The sequence below is a fragment of the Paraglaciecola sp. genome (assembly GCF_030730205.1).
GTDB lineage: Bacteria > Pseudomonadota > Gammaproteobacteria > Enterobacterales > Alteromonadaceae > Paraglaciecola.
This window is the reverse complement of the sequence record NZ_JANQVQ010000197.1, coordinates 12711-30428: the sequence shown is the minus strand read 5'-3', so window position 1 is coordinate 30428 and position 17718 is coordinate 12711. Positions and strand designations below refer to the sequence as shown.

Sequence of the window (17718 nt, the reverse complement as noted above, 5' to 3'; positions counted from 1 at the left end):
AAGCCCCCTCTATTGGGCAGCAGGTGCAAAGACCGAGGCATTCAAGGTATTTGCGACTACAAAGTTGCTGTCTTTTAATTGCCCGCAGCCACGCACAATAAATACGTGACAACTAATATTACTACCACCAATAACATTGCTAGAGCCAACACAAGGTTGCTCGCGCAAAAAGGCGGTTTTAGACCAACTATCAATAGCAGGTTGCGCGACATAATCTCCTGTCCCTACGTGACGACTTCCTTTACTCAATCCTGCTGATGTCACGCTACGATTGGTCCAATCATTTTCTTCAAAACAACTTAAAGACTGCACAGTTAAATCCAATTGGTTACCCCCTCGTGCATCAGACAAGGGGTCATTTATATTTGCATCTGCTAAGACAACTTTATCTTCTGCCTCAAAAATGACACCTGCAATCGCTGACTCTGCAGCGTCAAATGCAAGAGAGCTTCGCTCCATCGACACCGCCATTTTGCTTTGCATCAAACTACTGGCGACAGATGTGACACCTAGGATGGTTAAACTGAGTAATATCAGTAAGGCAAATACCATCACCATGCCTGAATTTTTGTGCATATTTGTATGATTCATATATTCCTACTGCGAATAAAGTTTTTTACATTTCGTAACGTAACCGTCGTTTCAAATTGCTTAAATAAACGTTTGTCAGTGGGCTGGTACACTGCTTCGTCCAGTAATTTAAAGGAGGGGACCGGGTCAATCAGAACATCAGAATCGGCTTTAAGTAGCACCGCGATACGTATTGCAACAACTTGCGCTCCGGCAGTCCGAAGCGCTGCCAAAGCGTCTGCGGTAACAAATCTTACAGGTCGCGACGAGTTGTCGCCTACAGACAGAGTATTAGTAACCCCGTATTGCACTTGAAAACTATAAACGTCGTCCAGTAAGGTATAAGCCTTATCACTGTCATTGCCAACAGCGACTTTTTGCCCCCTCAGAACTCGTCCGTCAAAACCTCTGCACTGTAGTGTTGTGCCCGTAACAAAATACTGATTAACCACATAAAACTCTTCGTTGGCGGCGTAACCTAATTTATAACCTCGACAATCAGTGCTGGCTTGAGCGCTGACGACTAAGGTATCACTTGCGCCACTAGCGCCTTCAAGCGACCCCACTGTGGCATCATTGACAAAATCACCAGGTAAAGGCACAGGATTATTTTGCACAATGGCCGCTTCGACAGCGACATCCACATCTCGGTTAAGATCAGGGGATAAATTATCATAACGGCCTGTCATCAATAAATCGTTGCGCAAACGAGTAATAATAAAACGACCACTTTCTTGGACCGATGACACCGCTTGATTTAATCTTTCAGTGACATTGTTGCCTAACATAACTTGAATCAACGCACCTGAGATCATCAAACCGATAGTCAAAGAAATCATCAACTCAACTAGACTAAAACCGTGTTGTTGCTTAGGGGTTTTCATAGTGTGACATCTACTGATACGCAATCATGGGGGCTCGTTTCACCTACCATGCATTTTGCATTGAGTGTTCTGTTGATATTTTGCCAATTCTCTACAGGCCACTTGAGCGTAACGATATGTTTGGAACCGACACTACAACTTTGTAAATCCATTAAATCATTGTCTTCGCAATCCAATGAAATAGTCACATCGGGATTGGTGATCACCGCCGCACACGACAGCTCATAAGCATCAAACTTTGCTAGATCACTAGCAGAACAAATATTGTCGTTACAATTAGGGATCACCGACGGCCGTGATTTACAAAAACATTCGTAGGCTTGCTCACTACCCGAGCATGTGAGGGTTTGAAAATTATAGTTATCTGGATCAAAGTATTCATTGTCCACAACCAAGCCATCTCCTCGAATGGAGAAGGTGGCGCTGGCTCTGAGTCGCTCCGACATTTGCTGAGCCACCAATACGGATTGGGATCGATTTAGAGATTCAGAGTTAGTAAATGAACCGACAAATTGCAAATAAACAACACCTAATAACCCGACAGAGAGAATAAATAGAGTGACTAAAATTTCAATCATACCCACACCGCGCACATGAAGTGGCACCTTATGAATTCGATGAACGACTGGTAGACTCTCTAACACTATAACCCCATACCTATGAACAAATTACTTTGGTGGTTGGTGTATGTTAGCTAAATTCCCTGAAGTTTGGTTATTTTTACTTAACGAAAGGTATATATTTTCGATGGTTTGGTGATATGTCGTTATTCACTGCCCGTCATCCTGTTTAGCGGCTTTGGCATAAATTAATGTAGCAAAACACTGTCATCCTTCTTCACAGTGGCAAGTTCTGTGGGCGTAATCGGAGGCACACCTGCCATGGTGCTGTTGTGCACCGACGCGCTAGCTGAAATTTGAGTGCTTCCAGAACTGATAATTGTTAACTCTCCTCTGCTAAATTCTTGGTAATATTGAAACGTATTCGAGGGGAAAGGACTAAGAGGCTCATTGGAAATCACCGCAATAGATGGGTCAGCAGTGCTCCAGTTAGCCAATAATGTCAAATTCACGTCATAAAAAGGAGTAAGAGCCAACCAATCTGCATCGCCATTTGCAATTTTTGCCTGCAACAAAGACCTATCACTTGTCGTCAAGGGATCCAAATAAATCCCCCTTACCGTTAGTTGACCGCCGCCGTTCATGGCATCTACATCTCTGTTAATGGGTTTTGTCGGCAAACTTGCATGATTGATCAGGCCACTCATCACCGCCTGGCTAAATGCAGCATACGCAGTTAGATTGCTGGGGTTTAAAAAATAATCTGGACTAAACGCCACTAACTCAACTAAATGCCAGTCAGGATACAACACAAAATAGCCATCGACTCTGCGAAATCGACAGGCTTCATCATATTGGTCACCAGGTATCAAAGCCTGTTGATAGCCAGTTCCGCCTACCAGTTGAAAGTGGGAATGAGGTACGCCACTGTCGTTTCGATAAAAGCGCTCATCCGCGATTGTTTGCGTGCTGTCATGATGATCTCGGCAACATTGCGAACATAAAGTTGACTGCCCTGTTGAAGAAGGTGTTCCTGTCATTTTATTTTGCAGTTGGCCCGCTTCAATATGGCTTTTGCCATTGCTGATTGTAGTAAACGAGGGTGTCATACCCTGCCCCATTCCGGCTAACTCGCATCGACAACTCACCGTGGTAAAATCCGCTTGGCTACTTTTGATATATTGCCCATCTTCGTGCCGATAATCTTCAATCGACAACTCAATACGCTCAGGGCTAACAATAATAGGACTGGCACTTTGTTTAAACTCATTATTCCCCACCTCAACAGTATGAGAGTCAGGAATACTGCTCGGTGTAAACACTACTTGGGGTATCTTGTTTGAACTGGGTAAATCTGAAAAAGCCAATAAACTGCGACTCGGGGCAACGGGAGTTAAAGAGCCCGCCAAGATAATAGACTGATTGTCCCCTTGATAATCAAGCCAATCAATTTGTATCCGAATACTTTTCTGCCCTGCAATGGTCGGAAGGGGCATAATCAGGCTAGGATGAGTCGAATCCACCCAAGTATCAGCATACGAGTCATTATCGAGATCCACAAAATAGCGATTATTGACCAACCAAGTTCGGGTAAACGTACGAATATTAGCCGCATTGTTACCTAACGCCACCTCAACTTGACCACTTGCTAACTCACCACCAGTATTTGTCTGTATATCATTATAACCAAGTCCATTAGCGTCGCTTATAACTTGACTAAAACTGGCTAAATCATCAAATTTTTCTTGGGCTAATCGTAAAGCAATATTGCGTAAATTTATCTTTGAATCTGCCAATACAAATTCACTTTGCAGCGTCACATAGCCTGTCACACCCAACATGATCATCAACGACGCAATCAATACTTCGATAAGTGAAAATCCACAGTGACGCCTAATGTTATAGATCATGCCAACTCCCAGGGATCTTAGCGACACGTAAAAAAGTCGGCGATTCGCTTAGTGTCGCCAAGGCTGCCTGATCGTATTTCACGTACAGACTGCCAGCTAAATCACCTAAGGCGTAGTTAGCGAGCAAAGCCCCATTTATCGAACTCGAAGGCGGTATAAATACATCAAAAGTGGCCAAAGTACTGTTTTGTTTAAGCATAAACACCAGTCCATTTAGTGTAGAACCTAGGCCTAAATGTAAGCTACCGTCATTGACAAATAGCAATACAGGATAAGCAGCATCACCTATATTTAAGCCGTTGTTAATATGACAATCCCCATCAACCCAAACGATTCCAAAGTGGCTGTTATTGAGCAAAAGACAATCATTCAAAACCAAATCTGCTTCACTCTTTATGGCTGAATAATGTTGGAAAGAAACATTAAATAAATAAGCAAAAATATCGACGGGAAAATTTGCATCATTTGATAAAATATCCGCGCCTTGATTCATCGAAAATGAGTAAGCGTTAAGCGGGCAGATGCCAGAAGAATATTCTTCTAGGGCGCAGGTAAAACCAACAATAGCATCCATATCAACTTGCGCATTCGACCAAATACTTAAGGGCACGCTCTCTCCCCCACCATTTGGATTTGCTGCAAGTTCAAAACTCACTTGATCATTGAGCCCTCCAGCAACTAATACAGGCGCTTTTGGTATCTGCACAATCAAGGGATAGACTAAGGCTTGCTGTGTCACAGTCGAGGTAGCTAAGCCATCAGCTGAAACGCCTGTAGATGTAAGTTGTATGAGTGCTAACTCTCTATCATGGCGGTTAATGAGCTGTTGTGTGGCAGTAACGGTATAGCTGTTTTGACTAAGGAGTACCTCATTAATCGCACCAATAGACCACTCTTTATGTTGCTGTAATTCTGCGAAACCACGCATGAGGCCCGACTCGGCGGCTGCAAAAGCCAATTTTTTATTTTGGCTATTCAATATAATCTTATGTTCGAAAGACTGAATTTTACCGGTATACAAGGTGACTAGAGTGATCATCACCAACATCAACACCACGGTGACCAAGATAATAGCGCCGTGTTGTTTGTGAGGTAAAAGGGGCGAAGTATGGACGCTAGTCATAATTTTTAACTAAAAATGAAGTGCTGAAACGCTTAGATACGCTCGAGTCACTTTTTAACTCTGCTTGCAGTTCAATAGCGATACGGTGGGTATTCACCCCATGATTGTTGTGTTGTTGCAGTACAAACTTAAGATGACTGACTTTAATTATGTCTGGGTCGGTTAAATCGTGCCAACCACCCGCCCCGCAAGATAAGCCGTCTATGCGAATTTCGATGGCATTGTCTTTTAATCTATAACCAAAGTTTTCATTACCGCTGACCACATCTAACACACCGTTTTGATTGCGATCGTAGCTGAATTCTACACAACTACTGGCAGCCTCACCGGGGTAACTGTAGACCGCCAAAGAATTATCAAAGACTGAAACAAACTGATTGGGATCGTTTACAACAATAGCAATGTTGCCATCGTAACCAGCACGTTTTATGTCGCGAATCATGAGCGCAGCTACCGCATTCACTTCTTCATCCAGACGAGACTTAGCCATTAATTGACTGTTTAAGCCAATTCCATGACCAACCAACGATGCCATAGCGGTCAACGAAGCAAATCCAATGGCCATCGAGATCATCAATTCAACCAAAGAAGTACCTGTTTGGTATAAAAGACGATTTAACATGGCTTATACGCGCCTAATTGACCCGATTTTACACAGAGTCTGACTCTGCCCATATTACTTAAAATCAGCTTAACTTCATTACTGCCATCACTGAATACCGCTGAGCCGGCATGGCCAATAGATAAGCCTCTGACGCCATCAAAATTGGTGGCATCATCACCACCAAAAGAAACGTCTTGCAGCGCTATTAGTTTGAAATCAGTGGCCTTAACTGCAGACTCAACACCTTCAACAGAGCAATTTTCATAGATATGGCAATCACATAAGCCACTATCGCTTAGGGCAATGCACCAAGGGTTAGTCGCATTAAATACAACGGTAATGTCTGCTTGATTCGATATGGCTGTTGAGCGGGCTTTTTGTAAAGCAAAGTAACTGACTTCGACAGCACCTTTGAGTTGCATATTTTTTTGTGCGTTGAGCACAGATGGCACACCCAAAGTGAGAGTTAGGGCAATAATTGAGACAGTAATTAAAACTTCAAGAAGGGTTAAACCAATGCAATAACGCATTTTAGTATCCTTACTATGGCTAAAAAACTAATCGCAAAATCCGTTCAATTAACTATAGTTCAAATTCTAAAAATGGAAAAAAGGAATTTTCGATGACTAGCTCTATTACAAATATTGCTCCCCAAAAATCGCCGCAACACCTAAAAGGAATGACCATGGTAGAGCTGATGATCGTGCTCGCTATAATCGGTTTATTAATTATTCTTGTTTACCCCAGCTACCGACAACACGTTATGGAATCAAGACGGGCGGACGGTGCCACTCAATTACTGCGCATAAAAATGCAGCAAGAGTCGTATCGTCTCAATCACATTGGTTATGCAGAAGCATCGGATTTAAGTTTACCGGTAAATGAATATTATGATTTTTCCGTGGTGGGCGTCAGCGCTACAACTTATACACTAGTAGCAATTGCGAAGGGCTCACAAACTGACGACGGCGCTTGTCTAACATTGGCCTTAGACCAATCTATGAACAAAACGCCGTCAACGTGCTGGTGATAAATAGGATACTGGATCTGTTGTTAATCTATTTGCTTCACTCGTAATTCTTTCGGCACCGCAAATTCAATGTTTTCAAGACGTCCAGGGCGTTCAATTGATTGAGTTGCTCCCCACTCTTTGAGTCTATTGACCACTCCTTGCACTAATACCTCAGGTGCAGAAGCACCGGCGGTAATGCCAATGCATTTGGCATTTTCTAACCATTCACGTTGTATACAATTGGCATCGGCAATTAGGTGAGCCTGTGCGCCGATTTTTTCAGCCAACTCTCTCAAACGGTTTGAATTTGAACTGTTTTGTGCGCCTACTACTAACAAAACGTCACAGTCAGCCGCCAACTCTCGCACTGAATCCTGGCGATTTTGCGTGGCATAACAAATATCATCTTTACGAGGCCCTTCAATAGCCGGATACTTTTCACGCAAGGCATCAATCACTTCCGCGGTATCATCAACAGACAGCGTTGTTTGACTGCAGTAATAAAGGTGTTTGCTATTTTTAACTTGCAGCTTTTCAACATCCGCAACCGATTCAACTAAATAAATTCCACCCTTGGGATTGTCATATTGCCCCATGGTTCCCTCCACTTCAGGATGACCATGGTGACCAATTAAAATACATTCGGTGCCTTTTTTGCTGGCGCGCATGACTTCCATATGGACTTTGGTGACTAGTGGACATGTAGCATCAAATACTTTCAAACCACGGCTGTCGGCTTCATTACGAACAGCTTGAGATACACCGTGGGCTGAGAAAATAACGATACTGTCGTCAGGCACTTCAGCTAGCTCATCTACAAAAACCGCACCGCGGCTTTTTAAGCCGTCCACCACAAAGCGGTTATGCACAACTTCATGACGTACAAATATCGGCGGCGAAAACAACTCGAGCGCTCGTTCTACTATAGTGATGGCGCGATCAACCCCTGCACAAAAACCGCGAGGATTAGCGAGATGAATTTGCATGTTAATTATCCTAAAAAACGTCGATTATGAATGTAAGTTTACAGATAAGATTTCAACTTCAAAAGTAATCTCTTGACCTGCTAAGGGATGATTAAAATCCACTGTCACCGAATCACCTGCAACCGAACGAATAATACCAGGTAACTCACTTCCATCTGGTTGAGTAAACGCGATAATCATCCCCTCTTCAGCAGGAGTTTCAGCAGAAAACTTACTTCTGTCCAAATAATATATGTTATCGGGATTAGGCATACCAAAGGCATCGATGGGTGCCAAGGTAAACGACTTTTTGTCACCACATTTCAAACCCAGCAAACAGGCTTCAAAATTGGGAGTTAGATTGCCATCACCTATCACTAATTTAGCAGGTTTGTTGTCAACCCGAGTGCTGTCAGCCGCAGAGCCATCAGACAGTTTAAGGTCAAAATGTAAAACAACCTCACTGCCCTGCTCGATAAATGCCAACGATTGTTCAGTTACAAATTGCGATACATCAGTCATTTTTTTGCTCTTTATTTTTAACCATATCAACGATCATAAGTGCAGCACCTACGCAAATAGCACTGTCTGCCACATTAAAAGCAGGCCACACCCATTCTTGATAGTAAACTACTAAAAAATCTACTACGTGACCGAGAACCAAACGATCATAGGCATTGCCTAAGGCACCACCAATAATCAAACAAAATGCCAAAGGCAATAAAATATGCGAGCGAGATAACTGTTTTAACCACCACATCATCAAAACAACGACACCTAGTGCTATGGCAGTAAAAAACCATCGTTGCCAACCTCCTGCATCATGTAAAAAGCTAAAGGCGGCACCATAGTTGTAAACGTGGGTTAGATTAAAAAATGACGTAATTTGTATCGCTTGATAAAGCTCAATGTGCTCGACAATCAACCCTTTGGTGTATTGATCAAGCACAAAAACCAACAGCGACAACCACAAAAAACGCCAGCCCGTTTGACTTAACAACTTAAGCATAAGCGCGTTTTTCGCCCTCTCCTTCAACGTTATCTACACAACGTAAACAAATTTCAGGGTGAGCGGGGTTTGCCCCCACATCTTCACGATGGTGCCAACAGCGTGCACATTTTTGTCCTGCAGACGCCGTTATTTCAACCCATAAGCCGGCTAATTCTGTTTTGTTAGCGTGCTCAGGCGCCTGTTCCACTTGTACCACGTTTGCTGCAGAAGTGATCAAAACAAAACGTAACTCATCTTCTAACTTGTTAAGAAGTGCAGCAAGTTCAGCGGTGGCATAAATCGTCACCTCGGCTTGCAAAGAGCCTTTAATCACACCCGCTTTACGTGCCCCCTCAATACTGCGATTGACTTGTTCTTTAACATCTAACACTGCCAACCAAAAATCGTTGTCAAAGCTTGAGTCAATGTGCAAATTGTTCAATGTTTCATACCAAACATCAGTAAAAACAAACTCTTTTTTCTGCCAAGGTAATTCTTGCCACAATTCTTGTGCCGTAAAGCTCATGATGGGCGCCATCCAGCGGACTAAACCTTCGATGATATGATACAAAGCAGTTTGACATGAACGACGAGCATGACTGTCACTTTTGGCCGTATATTGACGGTCTTTAATGATATCTAAATAAAAACTGCCCAATTCAATCGAGCAGAAGTGCATCAGCTTTTGTGTCACGACCAACAGATCATACTTTTCATAAGCGGCAATGATTTCTTCTTGTACTTTCGCTGCACGCGCCACGGCCCAACTGTCTAATTCAACTAATTCATTAAGCGGTACCAAATCCGTTTCTGGTTTAAAGCCATTTAGATTGGCCAACAAGAAACGGGAGGTATTACGAATACGGCGATACGCATCAGCTGAACGGTTTAAAATCTCGTCTGATACCGCAATTTCACTGCGATAATCTGTTGATGCTACCCATAAACGCAAAATATCTGCGCCAAGTTTATTGATAACATGTTGCGGTGCAACGGTATTACCCAATGACTTAGACATCTTTTTACCTTCACCATCAACGGTAAAACCGTGAGTCAGGACTTGTTTATAGGGCGCACATCCTTTAGCTGCAACCGACGTCATCAACGATGACATAAACCAGCCGCGATGCTGATCTGAGCCTTCTAAATAAAGGTCGGCCATAGCCGGAATATCATCTCTGCGATCAACCACAAAGTAATGCGTTACGCCAGAATCAAACCACACATCTAAGGTGTCAGCGACTTTTACATAGGTATCAGCATCTTCACCTAAGAATTCCTTCGCATCTATATCCCACCACGCTTGAATGCCCTTTTGTTCAACTAATACGGCGACTTTTTCCAATAACTCATTGGTATTAGGGTGCAATTCGCCGCTGTCTTTATGCACAAACAAAGCAATAGGTACACCCCAAGTTCTTTGACGTGAAATACACCAATCAGGGCGACCTGCTACCATAGACTCAATGCGGTTTTGGCCCCATTCAGGGATCCATTGGGTTTTATGGATTTGTTCAATAGAAGCGCTACGCAACCCTTTTTTATCCATGCTGATAAACCACTGCGGCGTTGCACGAAAAATAATAGGTGTTTTATGTCGCCAACAATGAGGATAACTGTGGACATAGGCATGATGATGAACCAGAGCACCGTTTTCCTTCAACAAATCAACAACATGTTGATTGGCTTTGAATACGTGTTCACCGGCAAAAAATTCGGTGCCTTCAAGGTATACACCATTCGCGCCAACCGGGTTAGCGACTTCAAGATTGTAATGACGACCCACATTAAAATCTTCTACGCCATGACCCGGCGCAGTATGCACACAACCCGTACCCGACTCAGTGGTAACGTGATCACCCAAAATGAGCGGTACTTGAAAATCATAAAAGGGATGTTGTAATGCTTGGTTTTCTAGAGCATCACCATGACAAAAACCGATGGCATGATAATGATCAATGCCAAAACGCGCCATGCATTCAGTGACAAGGTCAGAAGCAATAATTAAACGCTCTTTACCTGACTCGGCATTCACTTGCACCAAGGTATATTCTAATTTTGGACTTAAACACACCGCACGGTTTGCAGGTAACGTCCATGGCGTAGTGGTCCAAATCACGACTGACAGGGGGCCTTCACCGAGCAGTTTTTCTGGATGAGCAAAACAGCTAAGCACCTCAGCTTCATTCACTACCTCAAAACGTACATCGATTGATGGCGATGATTTGTCTTGATATTCCACTTCAGCTTCGGCCAATGCCGAACCGCAATCGGTACACCAATGCACCGGCTTAAATCCTTTTTCAAGATGCCCAGAGCGAACTATATTGCCCAATTCACGAATGATGTCTGCTTCAGAACTAAAATCCATGGTTTTATAGGGTTTGTCCCATTCACCTAGAACACCTAAACGAATGAAGTCTTTTTTCTGACCTTCAATTTGCTTTTCAGCATATTCGCGACATTTTTGACGAAATTCAGCGGCGCTGATCTTATGTCCAGGCTTGCCAACTTTCTTTTCAACCATCAACTCGATAGGCAAACCGTGACAATCCCAACCTGGTACGTATGGGGCGTCAAAATCTGACAAAGTCTTTGATTTAACAATGATGTCTTTTAAAATTTTATTAACCGCATGACCAATATGAATGTCTCCATTCGCATAAGGGGGCCCATCGTGTAAGACGAAGGGCGTTTTACCTTTTTTTGCCTGACGAATTTGCTGATATAGGTTTTTATCAATCCATTGCTGGAGCATTTTAGGCTCACGTTCAGCTAAAGCACCACGCATCGGAAACGCGGTATCGGGCAAGTTTAAAGTAGGTTTATAATCGCTCATTATTGGTTTAATCCAAGTTGGTCATTGGGTTGACTAAAAGTGTATCAAGACATGCCTAACAAATGTCGAGCTTTTTGTGCGTCTTGTTGAATTTGTTTGTGTAGTAATTCGAATGAATCAAATTTAATTTCTTCTCGGATTTTATGCTTTAGAGCAACCGAGATAGTTTGTCCGTAAATTGTTTTATCAAAATCAAAAAGGTGAACTTCTAATTGCGAGCGTGTGCCGTTGACAGTGGGACGATGGCCAATATTCGCCACACCATTATAAGTACGCCCCTGCACCAAAACTTCAACAGCAAACACACCATTAACCGGCGCTTTTATGCGTTTTAACAGCAAATTAGCCGTCGGAAAACCAATGGTTCTGCCCCGCTTATCACCATGTAATACCTTGCCAGATATAGTAAACGCTCGACCTAACATCTGTTCAGCCAAACTAAAGTTACCCGCTGCTAATGCTTCTCTGACAGCAGTAGAGCTTATCCGACAATTTTCTACCCGAAAGCTTTGAGTACTGGCGACATCAAAATGGCACTTCGTCCCTTCTTTTTGCAAATAGGCAAAATCACCAACCCTACCTTTGCCAAAACGAAAATCATCGCCGACGACCAGAAACTTAACATCCAATAGTTCAACCAATAATTTTTCAACAAAATACTCGGCGCTATATCCAGCAAACTCATGGTTGAACTTGATACATAACAAGCGGTCAACGCCCAAGGCCTGCAATTGCGAGTACTTATCGCGCAGCACACTTAACCGTGCAGGTGCATGGTATGGAGTAAATAACTCTTCTGGTTGTGGTTCAAATACCATGACTGTCGCAGGCAAGCCAAGTGCTTTGGCTTTTTCCAATACTTGGCTCAGTACAGCTTGGTGACCTAAATGCACACCATCAAATTTTCCAATGGTTAAAACACAGCCCCGATGTTTTTCTCTCAGGTTGTGTAGTCCGCGGATCAATTCCACCTAGTTTCTCGTTCTTACTTGTCAAAATTTAGAGCTAAAAGCGCAAAAAATTGAAGATGATAATTATTTCAAAGGCGCGGATTATATCGAACTGCGTCATGATTGAAAGTGCTTAGCCCTACTTATTAATATTTACCGCCTTAGTTTACTGCCATCAATAAACATCTCTCGTCATTAAACGATACAAGGCTACATTACACATGAGCAACAAAACTGTGTTTACGTACACCCATAATGACTAAAGATAAGGCGAACGTGCCAAATCCTGTCAAAATAAGTACAAACAATTCAGTGACTTTTGCCCACAAACTAAAAGCAACCCACTGCTGAATTGAAGGACTCATTAGCATGATAACGGTGGCCATTAATATGGCGCCAACGAATATTTTTACAACCAAGCTAAGGGTTTGTTTACTAACAAAGTAAACCCTACTTTTGTGCAAGGCCCAGTATAGTAAAGCCGCATTCATCGCAGCCGACATCGAGGTAGCCATAGCTAAACCAACATAGTCATAAGGCCAGACAAGAATTAAGTTAAACACCATATTGGCTGCCATACACCAAATCCCAAATTTCACTGGCGTTTTAGTATCTTGACGGGAGTAAAAGCCAGGTGCCAGCACCTTAACCAACATAAAACTAAGTAAGCCAAAAGAATAGGCCTGTAAGCTTGCAGCTGAGCGCGCTGCGTCCATGGGCGAAAAAGCACCCCGTTGAAAAATAGTCAGTAGCATAGGTTCAGCTAACACAAACAAGCCAGTTGCAGCAGGAATACCCAGTACACACACCATCTTAATCGCCCAATCAATGTTATTTCTAAAAGCGACGTCATCTTTAGTCACATGATTACGTGAAAGCGTAGGCAAAATAACGGTAGCAATGGCAATACCAAACAGACCCAGCGGAAATTCCAATAAGCGATCAGAAAAATACAACCACGAAATGGCACCGGTACCTAAAAAACTGGCAATAACTGTATCCATCAACAAGTTGAGTTGCCCTACTGAAACACCAAACAAAGCGGGGATCATTAAGGTTCTTACTTTAATAATATCAGGATCAGACCAGCCCCACCTTGGCCGCACCATCACGCCTGCTTTAATCAAAAATGGAATTAAAAATAGCAGTTGCGCTAAGCCACCAATAAAAACGCCCCACGCTAAGGCATAGCCAGGCTGGGAAAACTGTTCAGACAAATAAATGGCACAACTAATAATGCTGACATTTAGTAGAACTGGCGTAAAAGCGGCCGCACCAAATTTATTCAAGGTATTAAGGATGGCGCCAGCTAAACCGGCCAGAGAAATAAAGAGAATATAGGGAAACGTAATTTTCAACATAAGCGATGCCAGTTCATATTTAGCACCACCCGGTTGGCCTTCCAAATGCTCAATAAACCATCCTGAAGCAAACAAAGCCGCTAAAACGGGGGAGCCGATAACACCGAGCACTGCAACGATACTGACGATAACACCCAGAGTCCCAGAAATTTTCGCAATAAACTGCCTTAAGTGAGCCTCATCACCTGCATTTTTTACATCCGTTAAAACGGGTATAAAGGCTTGCGAAAATGCGCCTTCAACAAACAAACGACGTAAAAAATTAGGGATTTTGTTGGCTAATAAAAATACATCTGCATTTGTGCCAGCCCCCAATAAGTTAGCCACTACAGCATCACGCACTAAGCCTAAGATCCGAGAAATAAAGGTCATGACACTCACAATCACACCTGATTTCAGTAATTTTCTCGACACTTAGTGATCCCTTCTAACAAAAACGCATAGTATGCGTTAACTCCTCAGTGACAGTCTATGACTTCATAGAAATAAGCTGAAAACCAAAGCATTAAACTCCATTATCGCCACTTCAACTATCCCGCCTTCGGCCGAATATAAAATCAACAACAAACTTTGCTTATAAAACCCGCAAAAGCATTTGACATAAGGCCCTTCAATCTGGATAATCCGCACCCTTGAATTTTGACTAGAATTTTTTGGGAGTTACAACTTGGCTAACATCAAGTCTGCTAAGAAACGTGCCATTACATCGGAAAAGCGTCGCCAGCACAACGCTAGCCGTCGTTCAATGACACGTACATCTTTGAAAAAAGTAATCGCTGCTATCGCGACCGGTAATAAAGAAGCTGCACAAGCTGCATATGCTGCTGCTACACCTATTCTTGACCGCATGGCAACTAAAGGCTTAATCCACAAAAACAAAGCTGCTCGTCATAAGAGCCGTTTGTCTGCGCAAATTAAAGCCTTAGCTTAATATTTGTCGGTTATTAAGCAAAAAAAGCGCCTGAAGGCGCTTTTTTTATGTCTGTAATTAAATGGCCGTATTTTAAACCATATACTTAACCAAGCCTTTAATCCACTCAACCACTTCAACTTCTGGCTCAAGAGTTTCACAGGCATCAACTTCTAATAAATCGGCAATAGGATTACCTTGTAATTCTTCTAATAGGCTGAAGATCTGATTTCCGGCTCCACAATAGGTTTCACCATAACTACTGTCACCTAAACCGGCAACAGCAAAGGGTTTATTTGCCATAAGTGGCATTTGGTCGCGTAAATCCTGAATAAAAAACTCTAAGTTTGGTGGAACATCACCCATACCGGTTGTCGAACTCACTACGATGACACTGCTGGCTTGTTGAAAATCACTAACACTGGGATCGTTATACACCGTTGCAGAGAGACCTTCGTCTACCAAAGCCGCTTTCACTTCATCCGCCACATGCTGTGCATTGCCGTATACACTACCAACAAAAATTCCAATATTACTCATCGCGCTGTTTTTCCTCATTATCTTTGATCATTGTATTTAAGCTTGTCCGGTCAATATCCCACGCCGCTAATAAACGTGTTATATGGTCAGCAGGTTGACAATGCAAGGATAAATCACTTTGATGAACCGGATGTTTAAATTTCATTGTTAAACAACTTAAGGCTAAACCCGAAAAATCGAAATGCTGTTTCAAAAATTGATTATGTTTACCATCGCCATGGGTGGTATCACCTATAATGGGATGATTGATATGGGCCAAATGCCGTCTTATTTGATGTTTTCGCCCCGTTTTAGGTTCAACCATCAATAATGAGTATCGGGCCGAGGGGTAACGACTGACGGCAAAGGGTAACTCAAAGGTTTTCAGTCTTGTAAACGTAGTAAAAGCCGCTTGGGCGGCCTTATCTTGTTTCGCTTTTTTGTCCGCAATTTTATCCAACTGTTCTTTAAGGGCATAATCAATTTCGCCCAATTCAGGGGCATGACCGCGCGTAATAGTGATATAACGTTTTAGGATCTGCTGAGTACTAAACTGCTCTCCTAATAATCGGGCTATGTCGGGACTTAGGGCAAAAACCAGCACTCCAGAAGTGGGACGGTCTAAACGGTGAACGGGAAAAACATGTTGATTAATTTGATCCCTCACCAGCTGCAACGCAAATTCAGTTTCATGTTTATCTAACATGCTGCGGTGTACTAATAATCCTGAAGGTTTATCAATGACTACAAGGTAGTCGTCTTGGTAAATTATATTTAAATGCATGGTTTATCTATTGGTTAAAAATCTTATCAATTTGCGCCAGTACAGGTAATACCAACTCTCGACTTGAGGATTCAGAAAAGCATTGTTCGCCCATAGGGTACAAGCCCATGGTATTAGGCAATGGTTTATCTGAACGCAAATAGATGGTTAATTGTGGAATAAAGATAAATTGTAACCAATGCTCGAATGGCATTTTATCACAGGCAAAGGGCGCCGCACTTTGCAATGCCTCTAAGGACGGTTGCTGCATAGACCACAAGCCTGCTTTTCTTAATACAAATTCGAGTTGCTGCAACTGAGCTTCGACTTCTACAACACTACGTGGCATGATCACCATTCTTTTAGACTACATTTATTTAAGTGGTAACACCTTACTTTAGCGTCAAGGATAACATGAGTCGTATAAATACAATCAGCGAATTTCTGCTGCATGCTGGTACCGATTACCGAATTTTTGATATGGGCAGAGCGATACGCCCCTTATCGAGTCAAACATTTTTAGATTTTGAACTAAATCATATTTCAGCGCCCTACCCTCGCCAACAACATGCTTGGTTTGGCCTGGTGTTTTTTAATAAAGGACTCAGTCAAGAACAGTATATTTGGTTTGTGAAACTTCCTTTAGATGAACAAGGTAAGTTAATCAGTGCGGCACGTAATCAATTTTTGCACATTGTGGTAGAGGCACTTGGTGCTGAAATGGAAAAAAGTCACAATGCAAAACAGGGTTTACCAGAAAATCCATTTACCTTTGTGCCCAAGCAATCACAACTGGCCAGCTTTAATAGCCTGACGAGGCAAAAGCTCGCACTGGCCCCATCGCAATATTTGGAATTCGCAGAGCAATATTTACGTAGCCCCCAGAACACCGATTGGCAACAACTATCACTGCAAGGTATCGCTGATCTTACAGCGAAAATCAGCGAAGCGCCTACACACGATTTAGTCATTCAACAATTTTCAAATTTGGCACCCGAAGTTCAAATGGCACTTTGCGACGCCTTAGAAAATCATCCAGTAAGCACTCGCTTGGGTGAACGACTGATAGATGAGTGGCGGCGCAAAGGCAAAGAGCCTAGCTATTTAATTGCGATTCTGCGCGCCTTAAGCCAAAGTGACGACGAGGCGCAAATCACTCAATTATTAATTGATGTATTACAACAAGACAACCTCGTTACTCATGATTTGTTAATCTTAATCAGCGCTCGGCATTGGCAAAAATTACAAGATCAGCAAGTATTAACTCTATTTATCCAACGACTCTCTAGCGCGCCGATAGAATTATTTACCGGGCTATTTCGGGATTTAGTGCAAATTCCTGACTGCCGCGAAATCATGCTAAACGTACTCCGTTGGCCAGAAAAAGAACCTGCATTAGTGCTGCGTATCAGCACCCTTTTTGAGACTCAAAGCCGATGAACTTATTTGATTTGATTGTGTTATTGCTGATTGTGTTAACTGCTATTATGTTTTGGCGGTTTCGCGCAATTGCAGAAACTGCGAATCAGCATCTACATGATTATTGCGAAAGACAAAATTTGCAGCTGTTAAGTATTGCTCGAATTAAAACCAGAATAGGCAGCTATCGGGGGAAACTCGATTTGCACAGTGAATTTTCATTTGAATTTTCTGGCAATGGTGAAGACAGCTACAAGGGTGTACTGACCATGGTGGGATTAAAAGCGTTAGATTTATACACCCCAGCCTATCGAATTCAATAAGCAAGCTACTAATAA

Annotated in this window: 20 protein-coding genes; 4 read left to right on the top strand and 16 right to left on the bottom strand. The window is 42.6% G+C overall.

What is annotated here, in order from left to right; all coding sequences use genetic code 11:
* Window positions 1-9 precede the first annotated feature (9 nt).
* From NWQ57_RS13350 to NWQ57_RS13320, 7 genes are all read right to left on the bottom strand, one after another.
* The gene (locus tag NWQ57_RS13350; protein ID WP_306022649.1) at window positions 10-591 is read right to left on the bottom strand and encodes a PilX N-terminal domain-containing pilus assembly protein; all 582 of its coding nucleotides are present in this window, start codon (window positions 589-591) and stop codon (window positions 10-12) included.
* Window positions 588-1454: a PilW family protein gene (locus NWQ57_RS13345; RefSeq protein WP_306022648.1), complete on the bottom strand. Its 867-nt coding sequence runs from the start codon at window positions 1452-1454 to the stop codon at window positions 588-590. Before NWQ57_RS13345 ends, NWQ57_RS13350 begins: the two co-directional genes overlap by 4 nt.
* Window positions 1451-2032, bottom strand: coding sequence for a pilus assembly protein PilV (locus NWQ57_RS13340; protein WP_306022661.1), 582 nt, complete (start codon window positions 2030-2032; stop codon window positions 1451-1453). Before NWQ57_RS13340 ends, NWQ57_RS13345 begins: the two co-directional genes overlap by 4 nt.
* Before the next feature lie 230 nt (window positions 2033-2262).
* Window positions 2263-3924, bottom strand: coding sequence for a hypothetical protein (locus tag NWQ57_RS13335; protein WP_306022647.1), 1662 nt, complete (start codon window positions 3922-3924; stop codon window positions 2263-2265).
* A complete protein-coding gene (locus tag NWQ57_RS13330) occupies window positions 3914-5047 on the bottom strand; it encodes a PilX N-terminal domain-containing pilus assembly protein (RefSeq protein WP_306022646.1) in 1134 nt (377 codons plus the stop codon). Before NWQ57_RS13330 ends, NWQ57_RS13335 begins: the two co-directional genes overlap by 11 nt.
* On the bottom strand, window positions 5040-5669 hold the full coding sequence (locus tag NWQ57_RS13325) for a prepilin peptidase dependent protein B (RefSeq protein ID WP_306022645.1): 630 nt from the start codon (window positions 5667-5669) through the stop codon (window positions 5040-5042). The genes NWQ57_RS13330 and NWQ57_RS13325 overlap by 8 nt, the downstream gene beginning before the upstream one ends.
* The gene (locus tag NWQ57_RS13320) at window positions 5663-6181 is read right to left on the bottom strand and encodes a GspH/FimT family pseudopilin (RefSeq protein WP_306022644.1); all 519 of its coding nucleotides are present in this window, start codon (window positions 6179-6181) and stop codon (window positions 5663-5665) included. Before NWQ57_RS13320 ends, NWQ57_RS13325 begins: the two co-directional genes overlap by 7 nt.
* 92 nt (window positions 6182-6273) lie before the next feature.
* Here NWQ57_RS13320 and NWQ57_RS13315 point away from each other — a divergent pair, with 92 nt between their 5' ends.
* On the top strand, window positions 6274-6681 hold the full coding sequence (locus tag NWQ57_RS13315) for a type IV pilin protein (protein ID WP_306022643.1): 408 nt from the start codon (window positions 6274-6276) through the stop codon (window positions 6679-6681).
* Between the two features lie 23 nt (window positions 6682-6704).
* Here the strand turns inward: NWQ57_RS13315 and ispH are convergent, their stop codons facing one another.
* From ispH to murJ, 6 genes are all read right to left on the bottom strand, one after another.
* Window positions 6705-7649 (bottom strand): 4-hydroxy-3-methylbut-2-enyl diphosphate reductase, encoded by a 945-nt coding sequence (gene ispH, locus NWQ57_RS13310; protein ID WP_306022642.1) that lies wholly within the window; start codon window positions 7647-7649, stop codon window positions 6705-6707.
* Window positions 7650-7673: 24 nt separating this feature from the next.
* Complete coding sequence (gene fkpB, locus NWQ57_RS13305; RefSeq protein ID WP_306022641.1) at window positions 7674-8150, bottom strand: FKBP-type peptidyl-prolyl cis-trans isomerase; 477 nt, start codon at window positions 8148-8150, stop codon at window positions 7674-7676.
* Window positions 8143-8637 carry a signal peptidase II gene (gene lspA, locus NWQ57_RS13300; RefSeq protein ID WP_306022640.1) on the bottom strand — a complete coding sequence of 165 codons (495 nt, stop codon included), beginning with the start codon at window positions 8635-8637 and terminating at the stop codon, window positions 8143-8145. The genes fkpB and lspA overlap by 8 nt, the downstream gene beginning before the upstream one ends.
* Window positions 8630-11458 carry an isoleucine--tRNA ligase gene (gene ileS, locus NWQ57_RS13295; protein ID WP_306022639.1) on the bottom strand — a complete coding sequence of 943 codons (2829 nt, stop codon included), beginning with the start codon at window positions 11456-11458 and terminating at the stop codon, window positions 8630-8632. The genes lspA and ileS overlap by 8 nt, the downstream gene beginning before the upstream one ends.
* Before the next feature lie 44 nt (window positions 11459-11502).
* Entirely contained in the window at window positions 11503-12429 is a 927-nt protein-coding gene (gene ribF / locus NWQ57_RS13290) for a bifunctional riboflavin kinase/FAD synthetase (protein WP_306022638.1), read from the bottom strand.
* Between the two features lie 194 nt (window positions 12430-12623).
* Window positions 12624-14183 (bottom strand): murein biosynthesis integral membrane protein MurJ, encoded by a 1560-nt coding sequence (gene murJ / locus NWQ57_RS13285; RefSeq protein ID WP_306022637.1) that lies wholly within the window; start codon window positions 14181-14183, stop codon window positions 12624-12626.
* 253 nt (window positions 14184-14436) lie between these two features.
* Here murJ and rpsT point away from each other — a divergent pair, with 253 nt between their 5' ends.
* Window positions 14437-14700: a 30S ribosomal protein S20 gene (rpsT, locus tag NWQ57_RS13280; protein ID WP_306022636.1), complete on the top strand. Its 264-nt coding sequence runs from the start codon at window positions 14437-14439 to the stop codon at window positions 14698-14700.
* Window positions 14701-14772: 72 nt separating this feature from the next.
* Here the strand turns inward: rpsT and NWQ57_RS13275 are convergent, their stop codons facing one another.
* The 3 genes from NWQ57_RS13275 to NWQ57_RS13265 are packed head-to-tail and all read right to left on the bottom strand — an operon-like array spanning window position 14773 to window position 16310.
* The gene (locus tag NWQ57_RS13275; RefSeq protein WP_306022635.1) at window positions 14773-15219 is read right to left on the bottom strand and encodes a flavodoxin domain-containing protein; all 447 of its coding nucleotides are present in this window, start codon (window positions 15217-15219) and stop codon (window positions 14773-14775) included.
* Window positions 15212-15982 carry a tRNA pseudouridine(65) synthase TruC gene (truC, locus tag NWQ57_RS13270; RefSeq protein WP_306022634.1) on the bottom strand — a complete coding sequence of 257 codons (771 nt, stop codon included), beginning with the start codon at window positions 15980-15982 and terminating at the stop codon, window positions 15212-15214. Before truC ends, NWQ57_RS13275 begins: the two co-directional genes overlap by 8 nt.
* 7 nt (window positions 15983-15989) lie before the next feature.
* Entirely contained in the window at window positions 15990-16310 is a 321-nt protein-coding gene (locus NWQ57_RS13265) for a YqcC family protein (RefSeq protein ID WP_306022633.1), read from the bottom strand.
* A gap of 65 nt (window positions 16311-16375) precedes the next feature.
* Between NWQ57_RS13265 and NWQ57_RS13260 the strand changes: the two genes are divergently transcribed.
* Window positions 16376-17401: a DUF3549 family protein gene (locus NWQ57_RS13260; RefSeq protein ID WP_306022632.1), complete on the top strand. Its 1026-nt coding sequence runs from the start codon at window positions 16376-16378 to the stop codon at window positions 17399-17401.
* Complete coding sequence (locus NWQ57_RS13255; protein ID WP_306022631.1) at window positions 17398-17703, top strand: DUF3301 domain-containing protein; 306 nt, start codon at window positions 17398-17400, stop codon at window positions 17701-17703. The genes NWQ57_RS13260 and NWQ57_RS13255 overlap by 4 nt, the downstream gene beginning before the upstream one ends.
* Window positions 17704-17718: the final 15 nt, after the last annotated feature.